Below are 18,409 nucleotides of genomic sequence, written 5' to 3' on the forward strand. Positions count from 1 at the left end.
GTTTCCGGTGATTCAAGAACAGCCCGCATCCGCGTAGGTATTACCCGGTGGGATTGCGGGGTTAATCGATTAACTGGTATTTTTCCGACAACACGTGTGCCAGGTGTTTGAACATATTGAACACGGCCGTGGTCTTGTGCGTTGGCAAGCCATCACTGTCGAGAAAGTACTCACCACGAAAGACCAGCACACCACTCTTTTGCTCTACTGCATTGGCTACCATGCCGTGCAGGTAGTCTTCATGATTTTTGATCAGTGTATTGGCCTCCAGCAGTAAAGCTTCTCGACCAATCGGCGTTTTTTCTTCATTTATGTGTGTAAAACCGGACATGGGATTGTTCTCCTGCAATAACCCTTGTTTTGCTGGCGCTATTGTACCGCCTGAACGGAATTTATCGCAAACTGACTGATTTTTAGTCGCTAGTGTGCCGATAAATACAAGGGAAACGATTGGCGAAAACGGGTTTTACATGCTAATTAGGTTGCGTGGTGTTATTTATCAGGTAGAGTGTGGGATTTTGCATCGTCAAGCGGAATAATTGCTTTGCACCGGGGCGGAACCGGTTATCGTAAGAGACGGTGCGGTAAAAGAATAATCCTGAATTGTCATAGGGTTGCGACGCGATGAGCGCGTGCGGCGCGCCGTCGATGCATCAATAGAACGATTTTCCCGCAACCCTGATGGTTTAGGCTACGCCGGCTGGAAAGCCAGAGCGAATAACTGAGAAAGTTTCTTCTTTTTTCAAAGAATTCAGTAGGTAACAATATATTATGGGTAAAGCTCTCGTTATCGTCGAGTCCCCGGCAAAAGCCAAAACGATTAATAAGTACCTTGGCAATGATTACGTGGTGAAATCCAGCGTGGGGCATGTCCGCGACTTGCCGACCAGCGGCTCCGGTTCAGCGAGCAAGAAAAGCGCTGAAGCCAACGGGGAGAAAGCCAAAAAAGCCGTCAAGAAAGATGAGAAAACCGCGCTGGTCAACCGCATGGGGGTCGACCCCTATCACGGCTGGCAAGCCCAGTATGAGATTCTGCCCGGCAAGGAAAAAGTGGTATCGGAACTGAAAACGCTGGCGCAGAACGCCGAGCACGTCTATCTCGCAACCGACCTTGACCGCGAAGGGGAAGCCATTGCCTGGCACCTGCGGGAAATCATTGGTGGTGATGACAAGCGTTTCAGCCGTGTGGTGTTCAACGAGATCACCAAAAATGCCATTCGTCAGGCGTTCGACAATCCTGGCGAACTGAATATCAACCGTGTTAACGCCCAGCAGGCCCGCCGTTTTATGGACCGCGTGGTGGGTTACATGGTGTCGCCGTTGCTGTGGAAAAAGATTGCCCGCGGGCTGTCCGCCGGGCGCGTACAGTCAGTGGCGGTTCGCCTGGTGGTGGAACGCGAGCGTGAAATCAAAGCGTTTGTGCCGGAAGAGTTCTGGGAACTGCACGCCGATTTGCTGGCGAACCCGGACATTGCGCTGCAGATGCAGGTAACGCACCATAACGGCAAACCGTTCCGGCCGGTGAATCAGGCTCAGACGCAAGCGGCGGTCAGCCTGCTGGAAAAAGCCAGCTATGTGGTGGCTGAACGGGAAGACAAACCGACCAGCAGCAAGCCGGGCGCACCGTTCATTACCTCTACTTTGCAGCAGGCTGCCAGCACCCGTCTGGGCTTTGGCGTGAAAAAGACCATGATGATGGCGCAGCGGTTGTATGAAGCGGGTCATATCACTTACATGCGTACCGACTCCACCAACCTGAGCCAGGATGCGCTGGCGATGGCGCGTGATTATATCCATGACGAATTTGGCAAACGCTATCTGCCGGAAGCTCCGAATCTTTACACCAGTAAGGAAAACTCACAGGAAGCGCATGAAGCCATTCGGCCTTCCGATGTGAAGGTGCTGGCCGACCAGCTCAAAGACATGGAAGCGGATGCGCAAAAACTATACCAGCTGATTTGGCGGCAGTTTGTCGCCTGCCAGATGATGCCGGCGCAGTATGATTCCACTACGCTGCTGGTCAGTGCTGGCGACTATCAGTTGCGAGCCAAAGGACGCACGCTGCGCTTCGACGGTTGGACCAGGGTCATGCCTGCGCTGCGCAAGAGCGACGAAGACCGCACGTTGCCCGCCATCGAGGTGGGGCAATCCCTGTCACTGGAAAAACTGTTACCGAGCCAGCACTTTACCAAACCGCCAGCGCGTTACAGCGAAGCATCGTTGGTCAAGGAGCTGGAAAAGCGTGGTATCGGCCGTCCTTCCACCTATGCGGCCATCATCTCTACCATTCAGGATCGTGGTTATGTGCGGGTGGAGAATCGCCGTTTCTACGCTGAGAAAATGGGGGAGATCGTGACCGATCGGCTGGAAGATAACTTCCGCGAGCTGATGAACTACGATTTTACCGCCCGTATGGAAAATAGCCTTGACCTGGTAGCAAACAGCCAGGCCGAGTGGAAAGCGGTGCTGGATGAATTCTTCGCCGAATTCAGCAAACAGCTGGAAACCGCCGAGCTGGAGCCGGACGAAGGCGGCATGAAGCCGAACCAGATGGTGCTGACCAGCATCGATTGTCCGACCTGCGGCCGCAAAATGGGTATTCGTACCGCCAGCACCGGGGTGTTCCTCGGTTGTTCTGGCTATGCGCTGCCGCCTAAAGAGCGCTGCAAAACCACTATCAACCTGATTCCGGAAGCGGAAGTGTTGAATGTGCTGGAAGGCGATGAGGCGGAAACCAATGCGCTGCGCGCCCGTCGCCGTTGCTCGAAATGCGGCACGGCGATGGACAGCTACCTGATCGACAATCAGCGTAAACTGCATGTGTGCGGCAACAACCCATCCTGCGATGGCTATGAGATCGAGCAAGGTGAATTCCGCCTGAAAGGCTATGACGGCCCGGTGGTGGAATGCGAGAAATGTGGTTCGGAAATGCACCTGAAAATGGGGCGTTTCGGTAAATACATGGCCTGTACCAGCGAAACCTGTGGCAATACCCGCAAGATTTTACGTAACGGGGAAGTCGCGCCGCCGAAAGAAGATCCGGTGCCGTTGCCGGAGTTGGCGTGCGAGAAATCCGATGCCTATTTCGTGCTGCGTGATGGCGCTGCTGGTGTATTCCTGGCGGCGAATACTTTCCCGAAATCGCGTGAAACCCGCGCGCCGCTGGTCGAAGAGCTGGTGCGTTTCCGTGATCGCTTACCAGAGAAATTACGCTATCTGGCCGAGGCGCCGGTGACCGACCCGGAAGGTAACAAAACGCTGGTGCGGTTCAGCCGCAAAACCAAGCAGCAGTATGTCTCCTCGGAGAAAGAGGGCAAAGCTACCGGGTGGTCGGCATTTTATGTAGACGGTAAATGGGTGGAAAGCAGTCGCTAATTACGTCGATAATTGACTAAAACCGCATTTTTCTCATCTGCTTGCGGTTACATTACGTTAAGCCAGCCTGTATAGGCTGGCTTTTTTGATCCATTAACCATGAATATCATCCGCCGGCAGCCGATAACAAAAAAGGAAATAAAAACCCGTTTTCCAGTACCAGTACTGTCTAAGTAATACAGAAAGTGGTTATATAAAATATTTTTTTATGATTAAATGGCATTTAGGTGGCGAGAATCTATACCGTTGCATTGAGCAGTCACTCCCTTGTCAACGCAGATAACGTCAACAATACAGATGCCGCCGCGCATGACATATTACGGAATGGGATAACTTATGAAACTGCAACAGCTTCGTTATATCGTTGAAGTTGTTAATCACAATCTGAACGTTTCTTCAACCGCTGAGGGGTTATACACCTCCCAGCCGGGGATCAGTAAACAGGTTCGGATGCTTGAAGATGAACTGGGTATTCAGATCTTTGCACGCAGCGGAAAACATTTGACCCAGGTGACGCCCGCCGGGCAGGAAATCATTCGTATCGCCCGTGAGGTGCTGTCTAAGGTTGATGCCATCAAGGCGGTGGCAGGCGAGCACACTTATCCAGACAAAGGTTCGCTGTACGTCGCTACCACCCATACTCAGGCACGTTACGCATTGCCTGAGGTGATCAAAGGGTTTATCGAGCGTTACCCGCGAGTCTCGCTGCATATGCATCAAGGTTCGCCGATGCAGATTGCTGAAGCCGTGGCTAAAGGCTCAGCGGATTTCGCCATCGCTACCGAAGCACTGCATTTGTATGAAGACCTGATCATGCTGCCGTGCTACCACTGGAACCGTGCCGTGGTCGTGAAGCCGGACCATCCGCTGGCGGGTAAAACCGATATCAGCATAGAGGAACTGGCCGCGTACCCGATCGTCACCTATACCTTCGGTTTTACTGGCCGTTCTGAGCTGGATACCGCGTTCAACCGGGCCGGACTGACGCCGCGCATCGTGTTTACCGCGACCGATGCTGATGTGATCAAAACCTACGTCCGCCTGGGATTAGGTGTGGGTGTTATCGCCAACATGGCGGTGGACCCGGCCAGCGATCCGGATCTGGTCGCCATCAATGCCGATAACCTGTTCAGCTATAGCACCACCAAAATCGGTTTTCGTCGCAGTACATTCCTTCGTAGCTACATGTATGATTTTATTCATCGTTTTGCACCGCACCTGACGCGAGATGTGGTGGATTCGGCGATTGCGTTGCGTTCGAATGAAGAAATCGAAGCCATGTTCAAGGATGTGACGCTGCCGGTGAAATAATCAATCCATTTTTACGCCGCGATATAATGCGACAAGGGCAGGTGAAAACCTGCCCTTGTCATGATTGAATACGTTTGTCATCGGTCAGATATCGACCTTTTCCTTATATTCGCACAAGTCCTCTATCAGGCAGGCACCGCAGCGTGGCTTGCGGGCAACACAGGTATAGCGGCCGTGCAGGATCAGCCAGTGGTGACAGTCGACCTTGAATTCCGCCGGGACATATTTCAGCAGTTTTTCTTCCACCTGTTCGACGGTTTTACCCGGTGCAAAGTGGGTGCGATTGCAGACGCGGAAGATATGGGTATCCACCGCGATAGTGGGCCAGCCAAACGCTGTGTTCAATACCACGTTGGCAGTTTTACGCCCGACGCCGGGCAACGCCTCCAGTGCGGCGCGATCTTCCGGCACCTGACCCTGGTGCTTATCCAGTAAAATGCGGCAGGTTTTGATGATGTTTTCTGCTTTGCTGTTGAACAGCCCGATGGTCTTGATATACGACTTCACGCCGTCCACACCGAGATCCAGCATCGCTTGCGGCGTATTCGCCACCGGATAGAGCTTTTCCGTGGCTTTGTTAACGCTGACATCGGTGGCCTGTGCGGATAGCAGCACCGAAATGAGCAGTTCAAACGGCGAGTTGAACTTAAGTTCGGTGGTGGGGTGCGGGTTGTCTTCTCGCAGGCGGCTAAGGATGGCGATCCGTTTCTCTTTGTTCATATTATTCCGTCAGCGTAGATGAGGCAGAAGGCGATAGCCGTATTGTTCGGGTACGGCGCTGTTTACGTTTTTCGTCGATAACGTATTTGGCCGCCAGCATCATTCCCAGACCGAGAAAGGCACCCGGCGGGAGAATCATCAACAGGAACGGGGAGTCCATATGCACGACTTCAACCCGCAACACGCGTGCCCAACTGCCCAGCAGTAGGTCTGCGCCGTCAAACAGGGTGCCATTGCCGAGAATCTCTCTTATTGCGCCCAACACAAACAGCGCACTGGTGGCACCCAACCCCATGAACAGGCCATCAAGTGCCGACAAGATCACCGTATTTTTTGATGCGAAGGCTTCTGCGCGCCCAATCACGATGCAGTTGGTGACGATCAGCGGAATAAAAATCCCCAACGACTGATACAGACCGTAAGCGTAAGCATTGATCAACATCTGTACGACGGTGACCACCGAGGCAATCAGCAGGACATAGATGGGAATACGAATTTCACCCGGCACCCAGCGGCGCAGCGCAGAAACGGCAATATTGGTGCATATCAACACCAGTGTGGTGGCAAGCCCCAGTCCGAGCGCATTCGTGGCGGTAGACGTGACCGCCAGCAGCGGGCACAGCCCCAGCAGTTGTACCAGTGCCGAGTTGTTTTTCCACAATCCTTGCAGGGCCAGTTCTTTGGTCTGGTTCATGGTTTATCTCCACATGGCGTCAGGGTGGGCAGTCGCGGCGGCAAGGTTTGCAAAAACAGTGCACCCCGTTTCACCGCATTGACTACCGCGCGCGGAGTGATGGTGGCACCGGTAAACTGATCAAACTGGCCGCCGTCTTTTTTTACCGCCCAGCGAGTATCCTGTGAGTCTGTAACGGTTTGGCCGGTAAAATGCGTTATCCAGTCGGAGATACGGATGTCGATTTTATCGCCCAGCCCCGGTGTTTCATGATGTTCGGTCACCCGTGTGCCTAGCACAGTACCATGAAAGTCTGCGCCAATCAGCAGGCTGATCACGCCGGAATAACCATCTGGCGCGGTGCTTTCCAGCGCAGCGGCGACCGGTGCACCGTCATGACGAGCGATGTAGACACGGTGTGGCGAAGCGGAACCCAGTGCCGGGTCGCTGACCAGATAGCACTCGCTGAGCAGGTCATTGTTATAGCGATCGACCGGGATCACTTGATCCAGCAACGCCCGTTGCTGTGCAGCAACTTGCTGCGAAATGGTTTTTTCGGTCAGGGAGTTAACCAGTGCAGTCAGCCCGGTGGTAAAGGCGGCAAACAGCGCCAGCGTGGTAGCGTGGCGGCGCATAGTGGTCAGCAGCATAATCCGTCCTTAGCGATGGCCGTAAGCGCGCGGTTTGGTGAAATAGTCGATCAACGGCACAGTAATGTTGGCCAACAGCACCGCAAAAGCCACACCATCAGGGTAACCGCCGTAGGTACGGATGGTCCATACCAGCACACCGATCAACGCGCCGAAAATCAGACGCCCTTTGGGGGTGGTGGAGGCGGTTACCGGGTCGGTGGCGATAAAGAACGCGCCCAGCATGGTCGCACCGGAAAACAGATGCAGCAGCGGGGGGGCGCTAGCCTCCGGATGCAGATACCAACCCGCTAGCGCGCATACAGACAACGCGCACAGGAAACTGAACGGAATCTGCCAATTGATGACCCGCAGCAACAGCATAAACAGGCCACCAGCCAGAAACGCCAGATTCACCCATTGCCAACCCAGCCCGGCCAGTTCACCGGAAAGTAACGGTTGATGCAGTAACACATCGGGTTGATGACCACTGCGCAGGCCGGTTTTGAATGCATCCAGCGGCGTGGCCTGACTGACACCATCCACCCCCTGAATCAATTGCGGGATCGTCTGGCCCGTCACCCCGTGGCCGGTAAAGATCGCAGTTAGCGCATCCATAAACCCGGCAGGCGACGCCTGTAACCCCTCCGGCGGCAACCAACTGGTCATCTGCACCGGGAAAGAAATCAACAGCACCACATAGCCGATCATCGCTGGGTTGAATGGGTTTTGCCCCAGTCCGCCGTACAGCTGTTTGGCGATGATAATGGCGAACAGGGTGCCTAACACCACCATCCACCAGGGCGTAAACGGCGGCAGACTGATGGCCAGCAGAACGGCTGTTAACAGCGCGGAACTGTCTTGCAGCGTTTCCAGTACCGGACGTTTTCGCAATGACAATATTGCTGCTTCGGTAAAGAGCGCGGTGATACTGGCCAGCGCCAACTGGATCAGGTTGCCGTAACCGAAAAACCAGGCTTGCGCCATGATACCAGGCACGCAGGCAGCCAGGACCCAGCGCATAATATTACGGGTCGACTGCTTGTTATGGGTAAACGGTGAGGGTGCGATTCTGAAAGCCATTTAGTCCTCTTGCGATGCCTGCGATACGGCGGCTTTACGGGCTTTAACCCGCGCGATGGCGGCAGCAACGGCAGCTTTTCGCGGGTCGATAATCTCGGTTGAGTCGACATCAGCCGATGTGGCTGAGGGCGCACTTTCCAGCGTTTCCGCCGCGGTGGCTACCGGTACGACAGGTGACGCTGTCACGTCTTCGGTAGTGCCAGACTGCGCGGCTTTACGCGCTTTAACCCGCGCGATGGCGGCAGCAACGGCAGCTTTTCGCGGGTCGATAATCTCGGTTGAGTCGACATCAGCCGATGTGGTTGAGGGCGCACTTTCCAGCGTTTTCGCCGCGGTGGCTACCGGTACGACAGGTGACGCTGTCACGTCTTCGATAGTGCCAGACTGCGCGGCTTTACGCGCTTTAACCCGCGCGATGGCCGCTTCAACCGCCGCTTTACGCGGGTCTGACGCTGCATGTTCTTCGGTTACGGCAACCGATGATGATGGGGTCGACTCGGCCTGTCTGGCTTTGACTCGCGCGATCGCTGCCGCGATGGCGGCTTTCGGCGTGTTATCTTCCGCCGTATTCAGTGCTTTCTCCGCCTGATGCTCGCGGGCCTGCGCCTTACGGGCCTCGCGGGCGGCAATCACGGCGCGGTTATCTGGCTGTTGGCCCGGCTCAATGCGGATTTCAGCTTGTGCGGCTGTCGCCTGTTTGGTGCGAACTCTTTCCAGTGCCGCCATCACCGCGTCTTTGTCGGTGGCGGCTACGCTGACGGCGGCTTGTTTATGGCGTTGCTCGCGTGCCTGTTTTTCCCGTTCCAGGCGGACCTGACGCGCATCGAAGCGCGCTTTGGCTTCTACCGCTTTGCGGGATTCGTGGTCCAGCGCCTGGATCTCGGCTTTTTCCTGACGGTAATACTGCACCAGCGGGATATTACTGGGGCAAACGTACGCGCAGGCACCGCATTCGATACAGTCAAACAGATGATGCTGGCGCGCTTTCTCGTGCTCCTGTCCCCGGCTGAACCAGTAAAGCTGCTGTGGCAGTAACCCGGCCGGGCAGGCATCGGCGCATTTACCGCAGCGGATGCAAGCCTGCTCCTCTTCCTGCGCCTGAATCTCATCGCGGGCGGGGGCCAGAATACAGTTGCTGGTCTTGATGATCGGTACGTCCAGCGCAGGCAGGGTGAACCCCATCAATGGCCCGCCCATGACCACCATCGGCTGCGTGGTGGTGACATGGTAGCCAGCGTGCCGCAGCAAATGGCGCACGGGGGTGCCCAGCCTGGCCCAGACGTTGCCTGGCTGGCGTAAGGCATCGCCGGTCAGGGTAACCACACGTTCGGTCAACGGTTCGCCGTTAATGACCGACCGTTTGATGGCGTATGCGGTGCCGACGTTTTGCATCAATATGCCGATAGAGGCTGAATGCTTGCCGAAAGGCACTTCTTTGCCGGTCAGGATCTTGGTTAACTGTTTGGCACCGCCGGAGGGGTATTTCGTGGGGATCACCCGCATCTGGATACGCGGATAATCCACTAATGCGTAACGCAGCGCCGCGATGGCTTCCGGTTTATTGTCTTCAATGCCCAGCAGGATACGTTGCGGTTGCAGCAGATGGTCAAGGATGTCGATGCCTTGCGTGATCTCCTGCGCACACTCCTGCATCAGGCGATCGTCAGCGGTGATGTAGGGTTCGCACTCGGCGGCGTTGATAATCAGGGTGTCGATACCGCGCAAACCGCCTTGCAGTTTGGCGGCCGTCGGGAAGCCTGCACCACCCAGCCCGGCGATACCGGCCTGATGGAGATGCTCAACCAGCTCGGACGGCGTTGCCTGACGGTAATCGGTGATGGGGCGGCGTTCGCACCAGCGGTCCTGACCGTCGGGAATGATGATGATGCTAAGCTCGGTCAGCCCAGAGGGGTGATTACTCATATGCTGGCGGATGGCGTGCACCGTCCCAGAGGTCGGCGCGTGCACCGGCAGCATCCGGCCAGTACCGCGTGTCAGTGGCTGCCCTCGTAGCACCGGGTCGCCGACGTTGACGCACAAGTCACCTTCTGGCCCGAGATGTTGCTTGAGCGGGATGATCAAATAGTCAGGCATAGGGGCTTGCCGCAGCGGTATCTGACTGGACTGGGTTTTCATTTCCGGGGGATGAATTCCGCCTGAGAAATCCCAGATTCTGTCTTTTCGGAAGGCGGCGAACAGCTTAAACATGATTTTCGATCACACGGTTTTCTGACTGAATGACGCGCACCGGAATGGCGTCGAGATTCCATTTCCAGTTGGCGGTTGTCGGTGCTAACGGTCTTAATTCAATACAATCTGTCGGGCAGGGCGGCACGCACAGGTTACAGCCGGTACACAGATCGCGGATGACGGTATGGACCGCACGAGTTGTGCCGACAATGGCGTCTACCGGGCAAGCCTGGATACATTTGGTGCAACCGATGCAGTTGTTCTCATCCACCCAGGCGACCAGCGGTTCCGGTTTTTGTGGGGTTTCGGCACCCAGCGGTTGCGGTTCGACGTTGAGTCGCTCCGCGAGCTTTAGCATGAGCGGTTCACCACCCGGCACACATTTGTTGATGTGTTCGTTATTGAGTGCGATGGCCTCGGCGTAGGGGCGGCAGCCGGGATAACCACACTGACCACACTGGCTTTGCGGCAGCATGGCCTCCAGTTGCTCCACTACCGGGTCTTCTTCCACCTGAAAACGGCGCGAGGCAAAGCCCAGGACTAACCCGAACACCAGCGCCAGCGCACTGAGCGCCGCTATCGCTATCCAGACGGTGGTCATCACAGTTTCACCAGCCCGGTAAAGCCCATAAAGGCCAACGACATCAGGCCCGCTGTCACCAGTGCGATCGACGAGCCGCGAAACGGTGCAGGCACATCGGCGACGGCAAGGCGCTCACGCAGCGCGGCGAACAGCACTAATACCAGTGAAAAGCCGACGGCAGCGCTAAAACCATAAACGGTTGATTGCAGAAAGTTGTACGATTGATTCACGCTAAGCAGCGCGACACCGAGAACGGCACAGTTGGTGGTGATCAGCGGCAGAAAGATACCCAGTAAGCGGTAGAGCACCGGGCTGGTTTTCCGTACCGCCAGTTCGGTGAATTGCACCACAACGGCAAAAACCAGGATAAAGGCCAGCGTGCGCAGGTAGAGCAGGTTTAACGGCAGCAACACATAGGTGTTGACCAGCCACGAGAACACCGACCCTATCGTCATCACAAATGTGGTGGCAAACCCCATGCCGATGGCGGCTTCCAGTTTTTTGGATACGCCCATGAACGGGCATAAGCCCAGGAATTTCACCAGTACGAAGTTGTTGACCAAAATCGTGCCAACAAACAGCAAGACATATTCGCTCATTACAGTGCCTACAAAATAAAACCGGCGTATTATCGGGCATTGTCCGGCATTCGGCAACTTACCCTCTGTGGGGTTATTAGGCAATCGCACTTATCGGTGCCATATCAGGATGAGGAAGGAAAGACGAAGAAAGAGGGAACGGGGGAAGAGCGTGCAGCAGTGGCACGCGCATCCATGCTGTATCGTCAGACGATCTGTCGCATCAAGCGGTGTGTCTCATCAAACCACAAAATGCCAGACAGATTTCGGCACTTGCCCGACGTCAAACAGTTTTCCGCCTGCGGCTAATTCGGCACGGCGATGATCGGCAGCCCGATACATATTGATAATGTCGTGATTGTCAGTCAGAGAATAATTCAAATGATCAAATAGCTTCTCAAGACTTTCCAATGTGTTCACTTTTCTGAACTTCAATAAATATTCGTAGACACTCATTTGCGTAAAATAATCAAATAGAGTTTAAAGGGAGTTCAGTATATTCACCTCGGGCATTCTGTCCAGTGTTGAATCTAAAAGCGCAGCGTGTAATAGGTCAGTGTAATAAAAAAACATATACCCGTCATACTTCAAGTCGCAGGTGCGTTGGCCTTATGAGGCCGAAAATCATAGCGTTGCTAAAGGGTCAACGCCTCGCGTTGTTCAAAACGCTAAATGTTTTGTCCAGCAACTCGAATTATTTAGGGTATAGAGGTTAACAGTTTATTCATCTTGTGATGTTTTTTGCGCACGTCATCCGATCTGTGTCACATTTTTAAGCTGCGCTATTATTTCCTTTCGTGGCTATAGAAATCTTTTGTTGCATTTAAATAGAGAGAAGCTCAGGCATTAATAATACCGGTTTTTATTTTATTCTCAGAAATATCCCATCTTGCCTGATGGGATGTGCAGATACGAATGCGGTACAGATATGAATGTAATAACCGAAATGGTTACCTGTCGGCACGAGGCGGCCGACAGGTAGGGTTGCAGTGCGCTGACGGATTGCCGGTATATTACGCCCGGTGTCCACACAGCTTGTAGTACAACTCGTTCCAGCGTAGTCCGTCTCTGAAGGCCGACAGGGTGGTGTCTTGATCAATCACCGTCAACTCGATGTTGTGCAGGTCGGCGTACAGTCGCAGATAGTCGAGATCGAGTGATTGGGTAAATACGGTATGGTGAGCGCCGCCCGCCAGAATCCAGGCTTCGGCCGCCGTTTCCAGCGATGGCTGCGCCTGCCAGAGCGCGCGGGCCACCGGCAGCTTCGGTAGAGGATGCGGCTGGGCGATGGCATCCACCTGATTAACCAGCAGGCGGAAACGATCGCCGAGATCGATCACGCTGACGTTCAGCGCCGATCCGGCTGGCGCAGAGAAGATCAAACGCACCGGATCCGCCTTGCCGCCGATCCCGAGGTATTGCGCATCCAGCAGCGGTTTTTCCTCGCTGGCGATGCTGGGGCACACTTCCAGCATATGAGCACCGAGCACCAGATTGTTGCCAGGCGCGAAGTGGTAGGTGTAGTCCTCCATGAAGGAGGTGCCACCAGGTAATCCCTGCGACATGACCTTCATTACGCGCAGCAGTGCAGCGGTTTTCCAGTCACCTTCGGCACCAAAGCCGTATCCCTGCTGCATCAGACGCTGTACCGCCACGCCAGGAAGCTGCTTGAGGCCGTAGAGGTTTTCGAAATTGGTGGTGAACGCTTTAAAGCCGCCCTGATCGAGAAAACGTTTCAGGCCGATCTCGATACGGGCCGCATCCAGCAGATTTTGCCGTTTCTCACCATGCAACCTGAGTGCTTCGCTGAGGGTGTAGCTGGCTTCATACTCTTCAATCAGTGAATTCACATCACCTGAGCTGACATCGTCCACCACGCCGACCAGATCACCCAGCCCCCAGGCGCTAACCGCGTAGCCAAACTGGATTTGCGCCCCGACTTTATCTCCTTCGGTGACCGCCACTTCCCGCATGTTATCGCCAAAGCGGGCTACCTTGAGCTGACGGCTTTCCTGTAGCGCTGCCGCGACCCGCATCCACTTGGCGATGCGTTCATGGGCGTGACGATCCTGCCAATGGCCGACCACCACCTGATGAGACTGACGCATACGCGCACCGATAAAACCGAACTCGCGCCCGCCGTGGGCGGTCTGGTTCAGGTTCATGAAATCCATGTCCATGGTGTCCCAGGGAATATCGGCGTTGAACTGGGTATGGAACTGTAACAGCGGCTTATTAAGGATACTCAGGCCACCAATCCACATTTTGGCGGGCGAGAAGGTATGCAGCCAGGCCAGTAGCCCGATACAGTTATCCTGATAGTTAGCATCGCGACAGAGTGCGGTGATTTCATCCGGAGTTTTGACTAACGGTTTGAGTACCAGCCGCACCGGCAGATTGGCGTCGCGGTTAAGGCCATTCACCACTTTTTCAGCGTTCTCTTTCACCTGACGCAGCGCTTCCGGGCCGTACAGATGCTGACTGCCAATCACAAACCAGACTTCGAGCGGCTTAAATTGTTCCATGATGACTCCTGTTTGGGTTCCCAAAGGGATGTAAAAGTGATGTTCGGCAAACGCTCAATGGTCTGCCCCGGTCTGGGGGCTGTAGGCGGGCTCCGCCAGCCGACACCACTGCTGATAACGTTCGTAAAGCTGTTGATAACGAGCGACCCGTTTCGGGTCGGGCGTGAGGGTGCGCTCAATGCCACAAGCCATGTGCTGCTGGGCGCTGGGAATATCCGGGTGAACCCCGGCTGCCACCGCAGCGAAGATGGCGGCACCCAGGGCGCAACATTGATCCGAGGCGACGATCTGCATCGGGCGGTTCATGACGTCGGTGCAGACTTGCATGATGGTGGTGGACTTTCGGGCGATGCCGCCCAGTGCCAGCAGGTTTTCCACCGGGATCTGCTGAGATTCGAAACAGGCCATGATAGCGCGGGCACCAAACGCGGTGGCGGCGATCAGTCCGCCGAACAGCGCCGGTGCATCGGTGCCAAGATTCAGGTCGGTGATGACGCCTTTGAGCCGTTGGTTGGCAAACGGCGTGCGGCGGCCATTAAACCAGTCGAGCACCACCGGAAGATGATCAAGCGACGGGTCGTTAGCCCAGGCTTGGGTCAGTTGCGCCAGCAGGCTGGATTGCAGCTGTTCCAGTTGCGGCTGCCAGTCTGGGTGTTCGCGTGCGGCCAGTTGCAACGGCCAGCCCAGCACGCGGCCAAACCAGGCGTACATGTCGCCAAAGGCGGATTGACCAGCTTCCAACCCGATGAAGCCGGGCACCACGCTGCCGTCCACCTGACCGCAGATCCCGGCGATCGTGTTGTTGCCCACACGATCCGCGTCGGCGATCAGAATGTCGCAGGTTGAGGTGCCGATCACTTTGACCAGCGTGTAGGGCTGCGCCCCGGCACCGACAGCGCCCATATGACAATCAAAAGCACCGCCGGATATCACGACGTTTTCCGACAGCCCTAACCGGCGAGCCCATTCCGATGTCAATGTGCCGACCGGATGATCGGCGGTCCAGGTGTCGGTAAACAGCGGGTACTGCAACGTCTCCGTCAGGCAAGGATCGAGCGCCTGCAGAAAGTCTTTTGGCGGCAGGCCACCCCAGTCGGGATGCCACAGCGATTTATGCCCCGCGCTGCAACGGCCGCGACGAATGGCATTTGGGGCTGTGGTGCCGGAGAGCAGGGCGGGCACCCAGTCACATAACTCGATCCAGGAAACCGCTGTCTGACGTACCGACGGGTCTTCACGGGTGATATGGAGAATTTTTGCCCAGAACCATTCTGATGAGTACACCCCGCCGATGTAACGGGTGTAATCCGGGAACTGGCCACTGCGGCACAGCTGGTTAATGGCTTCTGCTTCGTCAATCGCGGTGTGGTCTTTCCACAGCACAAACATGGCGTTAGGGTTGTCCGCGAATTCCGGACGCAATGCCAGCACGTTGCCCTGTTCGTCGATCGGCGCTGGGGTAGACCCGGTAGAGTCAACACCAATGCCGACTATTTGCTGACGCTGTTCAGGAGTGAGCCGCGCCACGACCGCACGAATCGCCAGCTCCAGCGACTCAATGTAGTCCAGCGGGTGGTGGCGGAACTGATTGCTGGCAGGATGACAATATTGTCCCTGACGCCAGCGCGGATAGTAGACCACTTCTGTTTCCAGCTCCTGCCCGCTGCGGCAGTCCACCGCCAGCACACGGACAGAATCGCTGCCAAAATCAAGACCAAGAGTAATGGCACCCGCACTCATCGTTGCTGCTCCTGTTAAACGTAGGGATCACGCTGTTTACGATAGACAGGCCATGCCGGTGCAGTGAGGAGCGGTTGGCTGGAAGTATGCATTTTTCTGTCGCGGGCAGGCGTTTTGTGATGGCGGTCATAAGTTAATGGCAGGTTAAATTCGCTGAATCTATGTACGAATCAGCTGTAGTTTCTGAATGTGATAACGCTCTCTCTTCGTGATGAAAATAACAGCTACAAATTACGCGTCTGAAGGAAATCGGAAGATGAAATTACAATAACTCTTTGTTTTTTTCATTGTTCCAAAAAGGAATGTCTCGCCGGGAGCGTTTACACCCGTGAGGGCACCCCCGGTTGCCAGCATGTTAAAGATAACAATGAGCGGAGAAGACCATGCATAAATTCACTAAGGTTCTGGCAGCAATTGGCCTGGCCGCGGTTATGTCACAATCGGCTATCGCGGAAAACATGAAGCTGGGCTTTCTGGTGAAACAGCCGGAAGAGCCCTGGTTCCAGACCGAATGGCGGTTTGCTGACAAGGCCGGTAAAGACCTGGGATTTGACGTTATCAAGATCGCCGTACCGGATGGCGAAAAAACCCTCAATGCTATCGACAGCCTGGCGGCCAGCGGTGCCAAAGGGTTTGTCATCTGCACCCCAGACCCGAAACTGGGCGCGGCCATCGTTGCCAAAGCGCGCAGCTATAACCTGAAAGTGATCGCCGTCGACGACCAGTTCGTCAACGCCAAAGGACAGCCGATGGACACCGTACCGCTGGTGATGATGGCTGCTACCAAGATTGGTGAGCGTCAGGGGCAGGAGCTGTGGAAAGAGATGCAGAAACGCGGCTGGAAATTGCAGGACACCGCAGTGATGGCGATCACGGCGAATGAACTGGATACCGCCCGTCGCCGTACCAGTGGTTCGATGGACGCGCTGAAAGCCGCCGGATTCCCGGAAAAACAGATCTACCAGGTTCCGACCAAATCCAACGATATCCCCGGCGCGTTTGACGCCGCCAACTCGATGCTGGTGCAGCATCCGAACGTGAAAAACTGGCTGGTGGTTGGCATGAACGACAACACCGTGTTGGGCGGCGTGCGTGCGACAGAAGGCCAGGGGTTCAAGGCAGGTAACGTGATCGGTATCGGTATCAACGGGGTGGATGCGGTCAGTGAGCTGTCCAAATCGCAGCCGACCGGTTTCTACGGTTCGTTGCTGCCAAGCCCGGACGTGCACGGTTACAAGAGTATCCAGATGCTGCATGACTGGGTGACCAAAGGCGTCGAACCGCAGAAATTCACCGAAGTGACCGATGTGGTGTTGATCACTCGCGATAACTTCAAAACTGAACTGCAGAAGAAAGGCCTGATGTAATGACCCTTGTCCACGTTCGCCATCGTCGGCGGACGTGGACGCTGGCCGCGCCGTCATATGTCATAAATGACGGCGCAGACCATTGAGGATGCTGAAATGACCGTACAGTCACCTTATTTATCCTTTAGCGGGATTGGCAAAGTGTTTCCCGGCGTTAAAGCGCTGGATGACATCAGTTTCGACTGCCATGCCGGGCAAATCCATGCATTGATGGGGGAAAACGGCGCAGGGAAATCCACGTTGCTAAAAATTTTGAGCGGCAATTACACGCCGTCACAGGGAGATATTCATATTAAAGGGCAGCCGGTGCGCTTCGCTAATACGATGGATGCGCTGAACGCCGGTGTGGCGATCATCTATCAGGAGCTGCATCTGGTGCCGGAAATGACGGTGGCAGAGAACATCTATCTGGGGCAGTTGCCGCACAAAGGCGGGGTGGTGAACCGTAGCTTGCTACGTTATGAATCGCGCCTGCAACTGGAACATCTGGGGTTGGATATCGACCCGGATACCCCGCTGAAATACCTGTCCATCGGCCAGTGGCAGATGGTGGAAATCGCCAAGGCGCTGGCGCGCAACGCCAAGATTATCGCTTTTGATGAGCCAACCAGTTCGCTGTCCGCACGGGAAATCGAACAGCTGTTCCGGGTGATCCGCGAATTACGCAGCGAAGGGCGGGTCATTCTGTATGTGTCGCACCGTATGGAGGAAATCTTTGCGCTTAGTGATGCCATCACCGTGTTCAAAGACGGGCGTTATGTCAAAACCTTCGCCGACATGCAGCTGGTCGACCATGAACAACTGGTGCAGGCGATGGTAGGCCGCAATCTGGGGGATATCTATGGTTATCAGCCGCGCCCGCATGGTGAGCCGCGGCTGGAATTACATGAGGTGAAAGCGGTCGGGGTGAAGTCACCGATTTCGTTGTCAGTGCGCAGCGGCGAAATTGTCGGCCTGTTCGGACTGGTGGGCGCGGGTCGCAGTGAATTGATGAAAGCACTGTTCGGGGCCACCGGTATTACCCGTGGCGAAGTGCGGCTGGATGGGCAGCCACTTCACGCCCGTTCGCCTGGTGATGCCATCCGCAATGGGTTGATGTTATGCCCGGAAGACCGCAAAGCCGACGGCATTATTCCGGTGCACTCGGTGCGGGATAACATCAATATCAGCGCCCGCCGCAAGCATATCAAAAACGGTTTCATCATCAATGAAGCCTGGGAGGAAGAAAACGCCGACCACCATATTCAGGCGCTGAATATCAAAACGCCATCGCCAATGCAGTTGATCATGAACCTGTCCGGCGGCAACCAACAGAAAGCGATTCTCGGTCGTTGGCTGTCGGAGGAGATGAAAGTGATCATGCTGGACGAACCGACGCGTGGTATTGACGTCGGTGCCAAGCACGAGATTTACCATGTGATTTATGAACTGGCCCGTCAGGGCATTGCGGTGCTGTTTGCGTCCAGCGACCTGCCTGAAGTGCTGGGGTTGGCGGACCGCATCGTAGTGATGCGCGAGGGCACCATCTCCGGTGAGCTGTCGCACGATGAGGCCAGCGAACAGAAGGTCCTGAGTCTGGCGATGTTGAAAACGACTGCCACTGAACCCGCGGTTGCCTGACCGCCAAGGAGTTGA

At 55.4% G+C, this 18,409-nt stretch carries 15 protein-coding genes; 4 read left to right on the forward strand and 11 right to left on the reverse strand.

Features of this window, described 5'->3' with window-relative positions; translation table 11 throughout:
• Positions 1–61: 61 nt before the first annotated feature.
• Positions 62–331 (reverse strand): YciN family protein, encoded by a 270-nt coding sequence (locus tag OB87_RS07135; RefSeq protein WP_033568757.1) that lies wholly within the window; start codon positions 329–331, stop codon positions 62–64.
• Between the two features lie 440 nt (positions 332–771).
• Between OB87_RS07135 and topA the strand changes: the two genes are divergently transcribed.
• Both topA and cysB read left to right on the forward strand, forming a co-directional pair.
• Positions 772–3,375, forward strand: coding sequence for a type I DNA topoisomerase (topA, locus tag OB87_RS07140; RefSeq protein ID WP_033568758.1), 2,604 nt, complete (start codon positions 772–774; stop codon positions 3,373–3,375).
• Positions 3,376–3,711: 336 nt separating this feature from the next.
• Positions 3,712–4,686, forward strand: a complete 975-nt coding sequence (gene cysB, locus OB87_RS07145) for an HTH-type transcriptional regulator CysB (protein ID WP_033568759.1) — start codon at positions 3,712–3,714, stop codon at positions 4,684–4,686.
• 84 nt (positions 4,687–4,770) lie between these two features.
• Here cysB and nth read toward each other — a convergent pair whose 3' ends face one another.
• The 10 genes from nth to OB87_RS07195 all read right to left on the reverse strand — a co-directional run bounded on the left by nth (position 4,771) and on the right by OB87_RS07195 (position 15,407).
• Positions 4,771–5,406, reverse strand: coding sequence for an endonuclease III (nth, locus tag OB87_RS07150; protein ID WP_033568760.1), 636 nt, complete (start codon positions 5,404–5,406; stop codon positions 4,771–4,773).
• 1 nt (position 5,407) lies between these two features.
• Positions 5,408–6,100: an electron transport complex subunit E gene (locus tag OB87_RS07155; RefSeq protein WP_033568761.1), complete on the reverse strand. Its 693-nt coding sequence runs from the start codon at positions 6,098–6,100 to the stop codon at positions 5,408–5,410.
• Positions 6,097–6,726, reverse strand: coding sequence for an electron transport complex subunit RsxG (gene rsxG / locus OB87_RS07160; RefSeq protein WP_033568855.1), 630 nt, complete (start codon positions 6,724–6,726; stop codon positions 6,097–6,099). The genes OB87_RS07155 and rsxG overlap by 4 nt, the downstream gene beginning before the upstream one ends.
• 12 nt (positions 6,727–6,738) lie before the next feature.
• Positions 6,739–7,791: an electron transport complex subunit RsxD gene (rsxD, locus tag OB87_RS07165; protein WP_033568762.1), complete on the reverse strand. Its 1,053-nt coding sequence runs from the start codon at positions 7,789–7,791 to the stop codon at positions 6,739–6,741.
• Positions 7,792–9,999 carry an electron transport complex subunit RsxC gene (gene rsxC, locus OB87_RS07170; protein ID WP_033568763.1) on the reverse strand — a complete coding sequence of 736 codons (2,208 nt, stop codon included), beginning with the start codon at positions 9,997–9,999 and terminating at the stop codon, positions 7,792–7,794.
• Positions 9,992–10,582 carry an electron transport complex subunit RsxB gene (gene rsxB, locus OB87_RS07175; protein WP_033568764.1) on the reverse strand — a complete coding sequence of 197 codons (591 nt, stop codon included), beginning with the start codon at positions 10,580–10,582 and terminating at the stop codon, positions 9,992–9,994. The genes rsxC and rsxB overlap by 8 nt, the downstream gene beginning before the upstream one ends.
• Positions 10,582–11,163, reverse strand: a complete 582-nt coding sequence (gene rsxA / locus OB87_RS07180) for an electron transport complex subunit RsxA (protein WP_033568765.1) — start codon at positions 11,161–11,163, stop codon at positions 10,582–10,584. The genes rsxB and rsxA overlap by 1 nt, the downstream gene beginning before the upstream one ends.
• Before the next feature lie 219 nt (positions 11,164–11,382).
• Positions 11,383–11,598, reverse strand: a complete 216-nt coding sequence (ydgT, locus tag OB87_RS07185) for a transcription modulator YdgT (RefSeq protein WP_033568766.1) — start codon at positions 11,596–11,598, stop codon at positions 11,383–11,385.
• A gap of 557 nt (positions 11,599–12,155) precedes the next feature.
• Positions 12,156–13,667, reverse strand: a complete 1,512-nt coding sequence (gene araA / locus OB87_RS07190) for an L-arabinose isomerase (protein ID WP_033568767.1) — start codon at positions 13,665–13,667, stop codon at positions 12,156–12,158.
• Between the two features lie 54 nt (positions 13,668–13,721).
• Complete coding sequence (locus OB87_RS07195) at positions 13,722–15,407, reverse strand: ribulokinase (protein ID WP_033568768.1); 1,686 nt, start codon at positions 15,405–15,407, stop codon at positions 13,722–13,724.
• Between the two features lie 383 nt (positions 15,408–15,790).
• Between OB87_RS07195 and OB87_RS07200 the strand changes: the two genes are divergently transcribed.
• The gene (locus OB87_RS07200) at positions 15,791–16,774 is read left to right on the forward strand and encodes an arabinose ABC transporter substrate-binding protein (RefSeq protein ID WP_033568769.1); all 984 of its coding nucleotides are present in this window, start codon (positions 15,791–15,793) and stop codon (positions 16,772–16,774) included.
• A gap of 96 nt (positions 16,775–16,870) precedes the next feature.
• The gene (araG, locus tag OB87_RS07205) at positions 16,871–18,394 is read left to right on the forward strand and encodes an L-arabinose ABC transporter ATP-binding protein AraG (RefSeq protein WP_033568856.1); all 1,524 of its coding nucleotides are present in this window, start codon (positions 16,871–16,873) and stop codon (positions 18,392–18,394) included.
• Positions 18,395–18,409 lie beyond the last annotated feature (15 nt).

The sequence above is a fragment of the Dickeya undicola genome (genome assembly GCF_000784735.1).
GTDB classification, from domain to species: Bacteria; Pseudomonadota; Gammaproteobacteria; order Enterobacterales; family Enterobacteriaceae; genus Dickeya; species Dickeya undicola.

Coding starts and splice junctions, on each gene's coding strand:
- ydgT (WP_033568766.1), bottom strand. CDS start 11,598: ATGAGTGTCTACGAATATTTATTGAAGTTCAGAAAAGTGAACACATTG.
- OB87_RS07155 (WP_033568761.1), bottom strand. CDS start 6,100: ATGAACCAGACCAAAGAACTGGCCCTGCAAGGATTGTGGAAAAACAAC.
- rsxA (WP_033568765.1), bottom strand. CDS start 11,163: ATGAGCGAATATGTCTTGCTGTTTGTTGGCACGATTTTGGTCAACAAC.
- araA (WP_033568767.1), bottom strand. CDS start 13,667: ATGGAACAATTTAAGCCGCTCGAAGTCTGGTTTGTGATTGGCAGTCAG.
- topA (WP_033568758.1), top strand. CDS start 772: ATGGGTAAAGCTCTCGTTATCGTCGAGTCCCCGGCAAAAGCCAAAACG.
- rsxB (WP_033568764.1), bottom strand. CDS start 10,582: ATGACCACCGTCTGGATAGCGATAGCGGCGCTCAGTGCGCTGGCGCTG.
- OB87_RS07200 (WP_033568769.1), top strand. CDS start 15,791: ATGCATAAATTCACTAAGGTTCTGGCAGCAATTGGCCTGGCCGCGGTT.
- OB87_RS07135 (WP_033568757.1), bottom strand. CDS start 331: ATGTCCGGTTTTACACACATAAATGAAGAAAAAACGCCGATTGGTCGA.
- rsxC (WP_033568763.1), bottom strand. CDS start 9,999: ATGTTTAAGCTGTTCGCCGCCTTCCGAAAAGACAGAATCTGGGATTTC.
- cysB (WP_033568759.1), top strand. CDS start 3,712: ATGAAACTGCAACAGCTTCGTTATATCGTTGAAGTTGTTAATCACAAT.
- araG (WP_033568856.1), top strand. CDS start 16,871: ATGACCGTACAGTCACCTTATTTATCCTTTAGCGGGATTGGCAAAGTG.
- OB87_RS07195 (WP_033568768.1), bottom strand. CDS start 15,407: ATGAGTGCGGGTGCCATTACTCTTGGTCTTGATTTTGGCAGCGATTCT.
- rsxD (WP_033568762.1), bottom strand. CDS start 7,791: ATGGCTTTCAGAATCGCACCCTCACCGTTTACCCATAACAAGCAGTCG.
- nth (WP_033568760.1), bottom strand. CDS start 5,406: ATGAACAAAGAGAAACGGATCGCCATCCTTAGCCGCCTGCGAGAAGAC.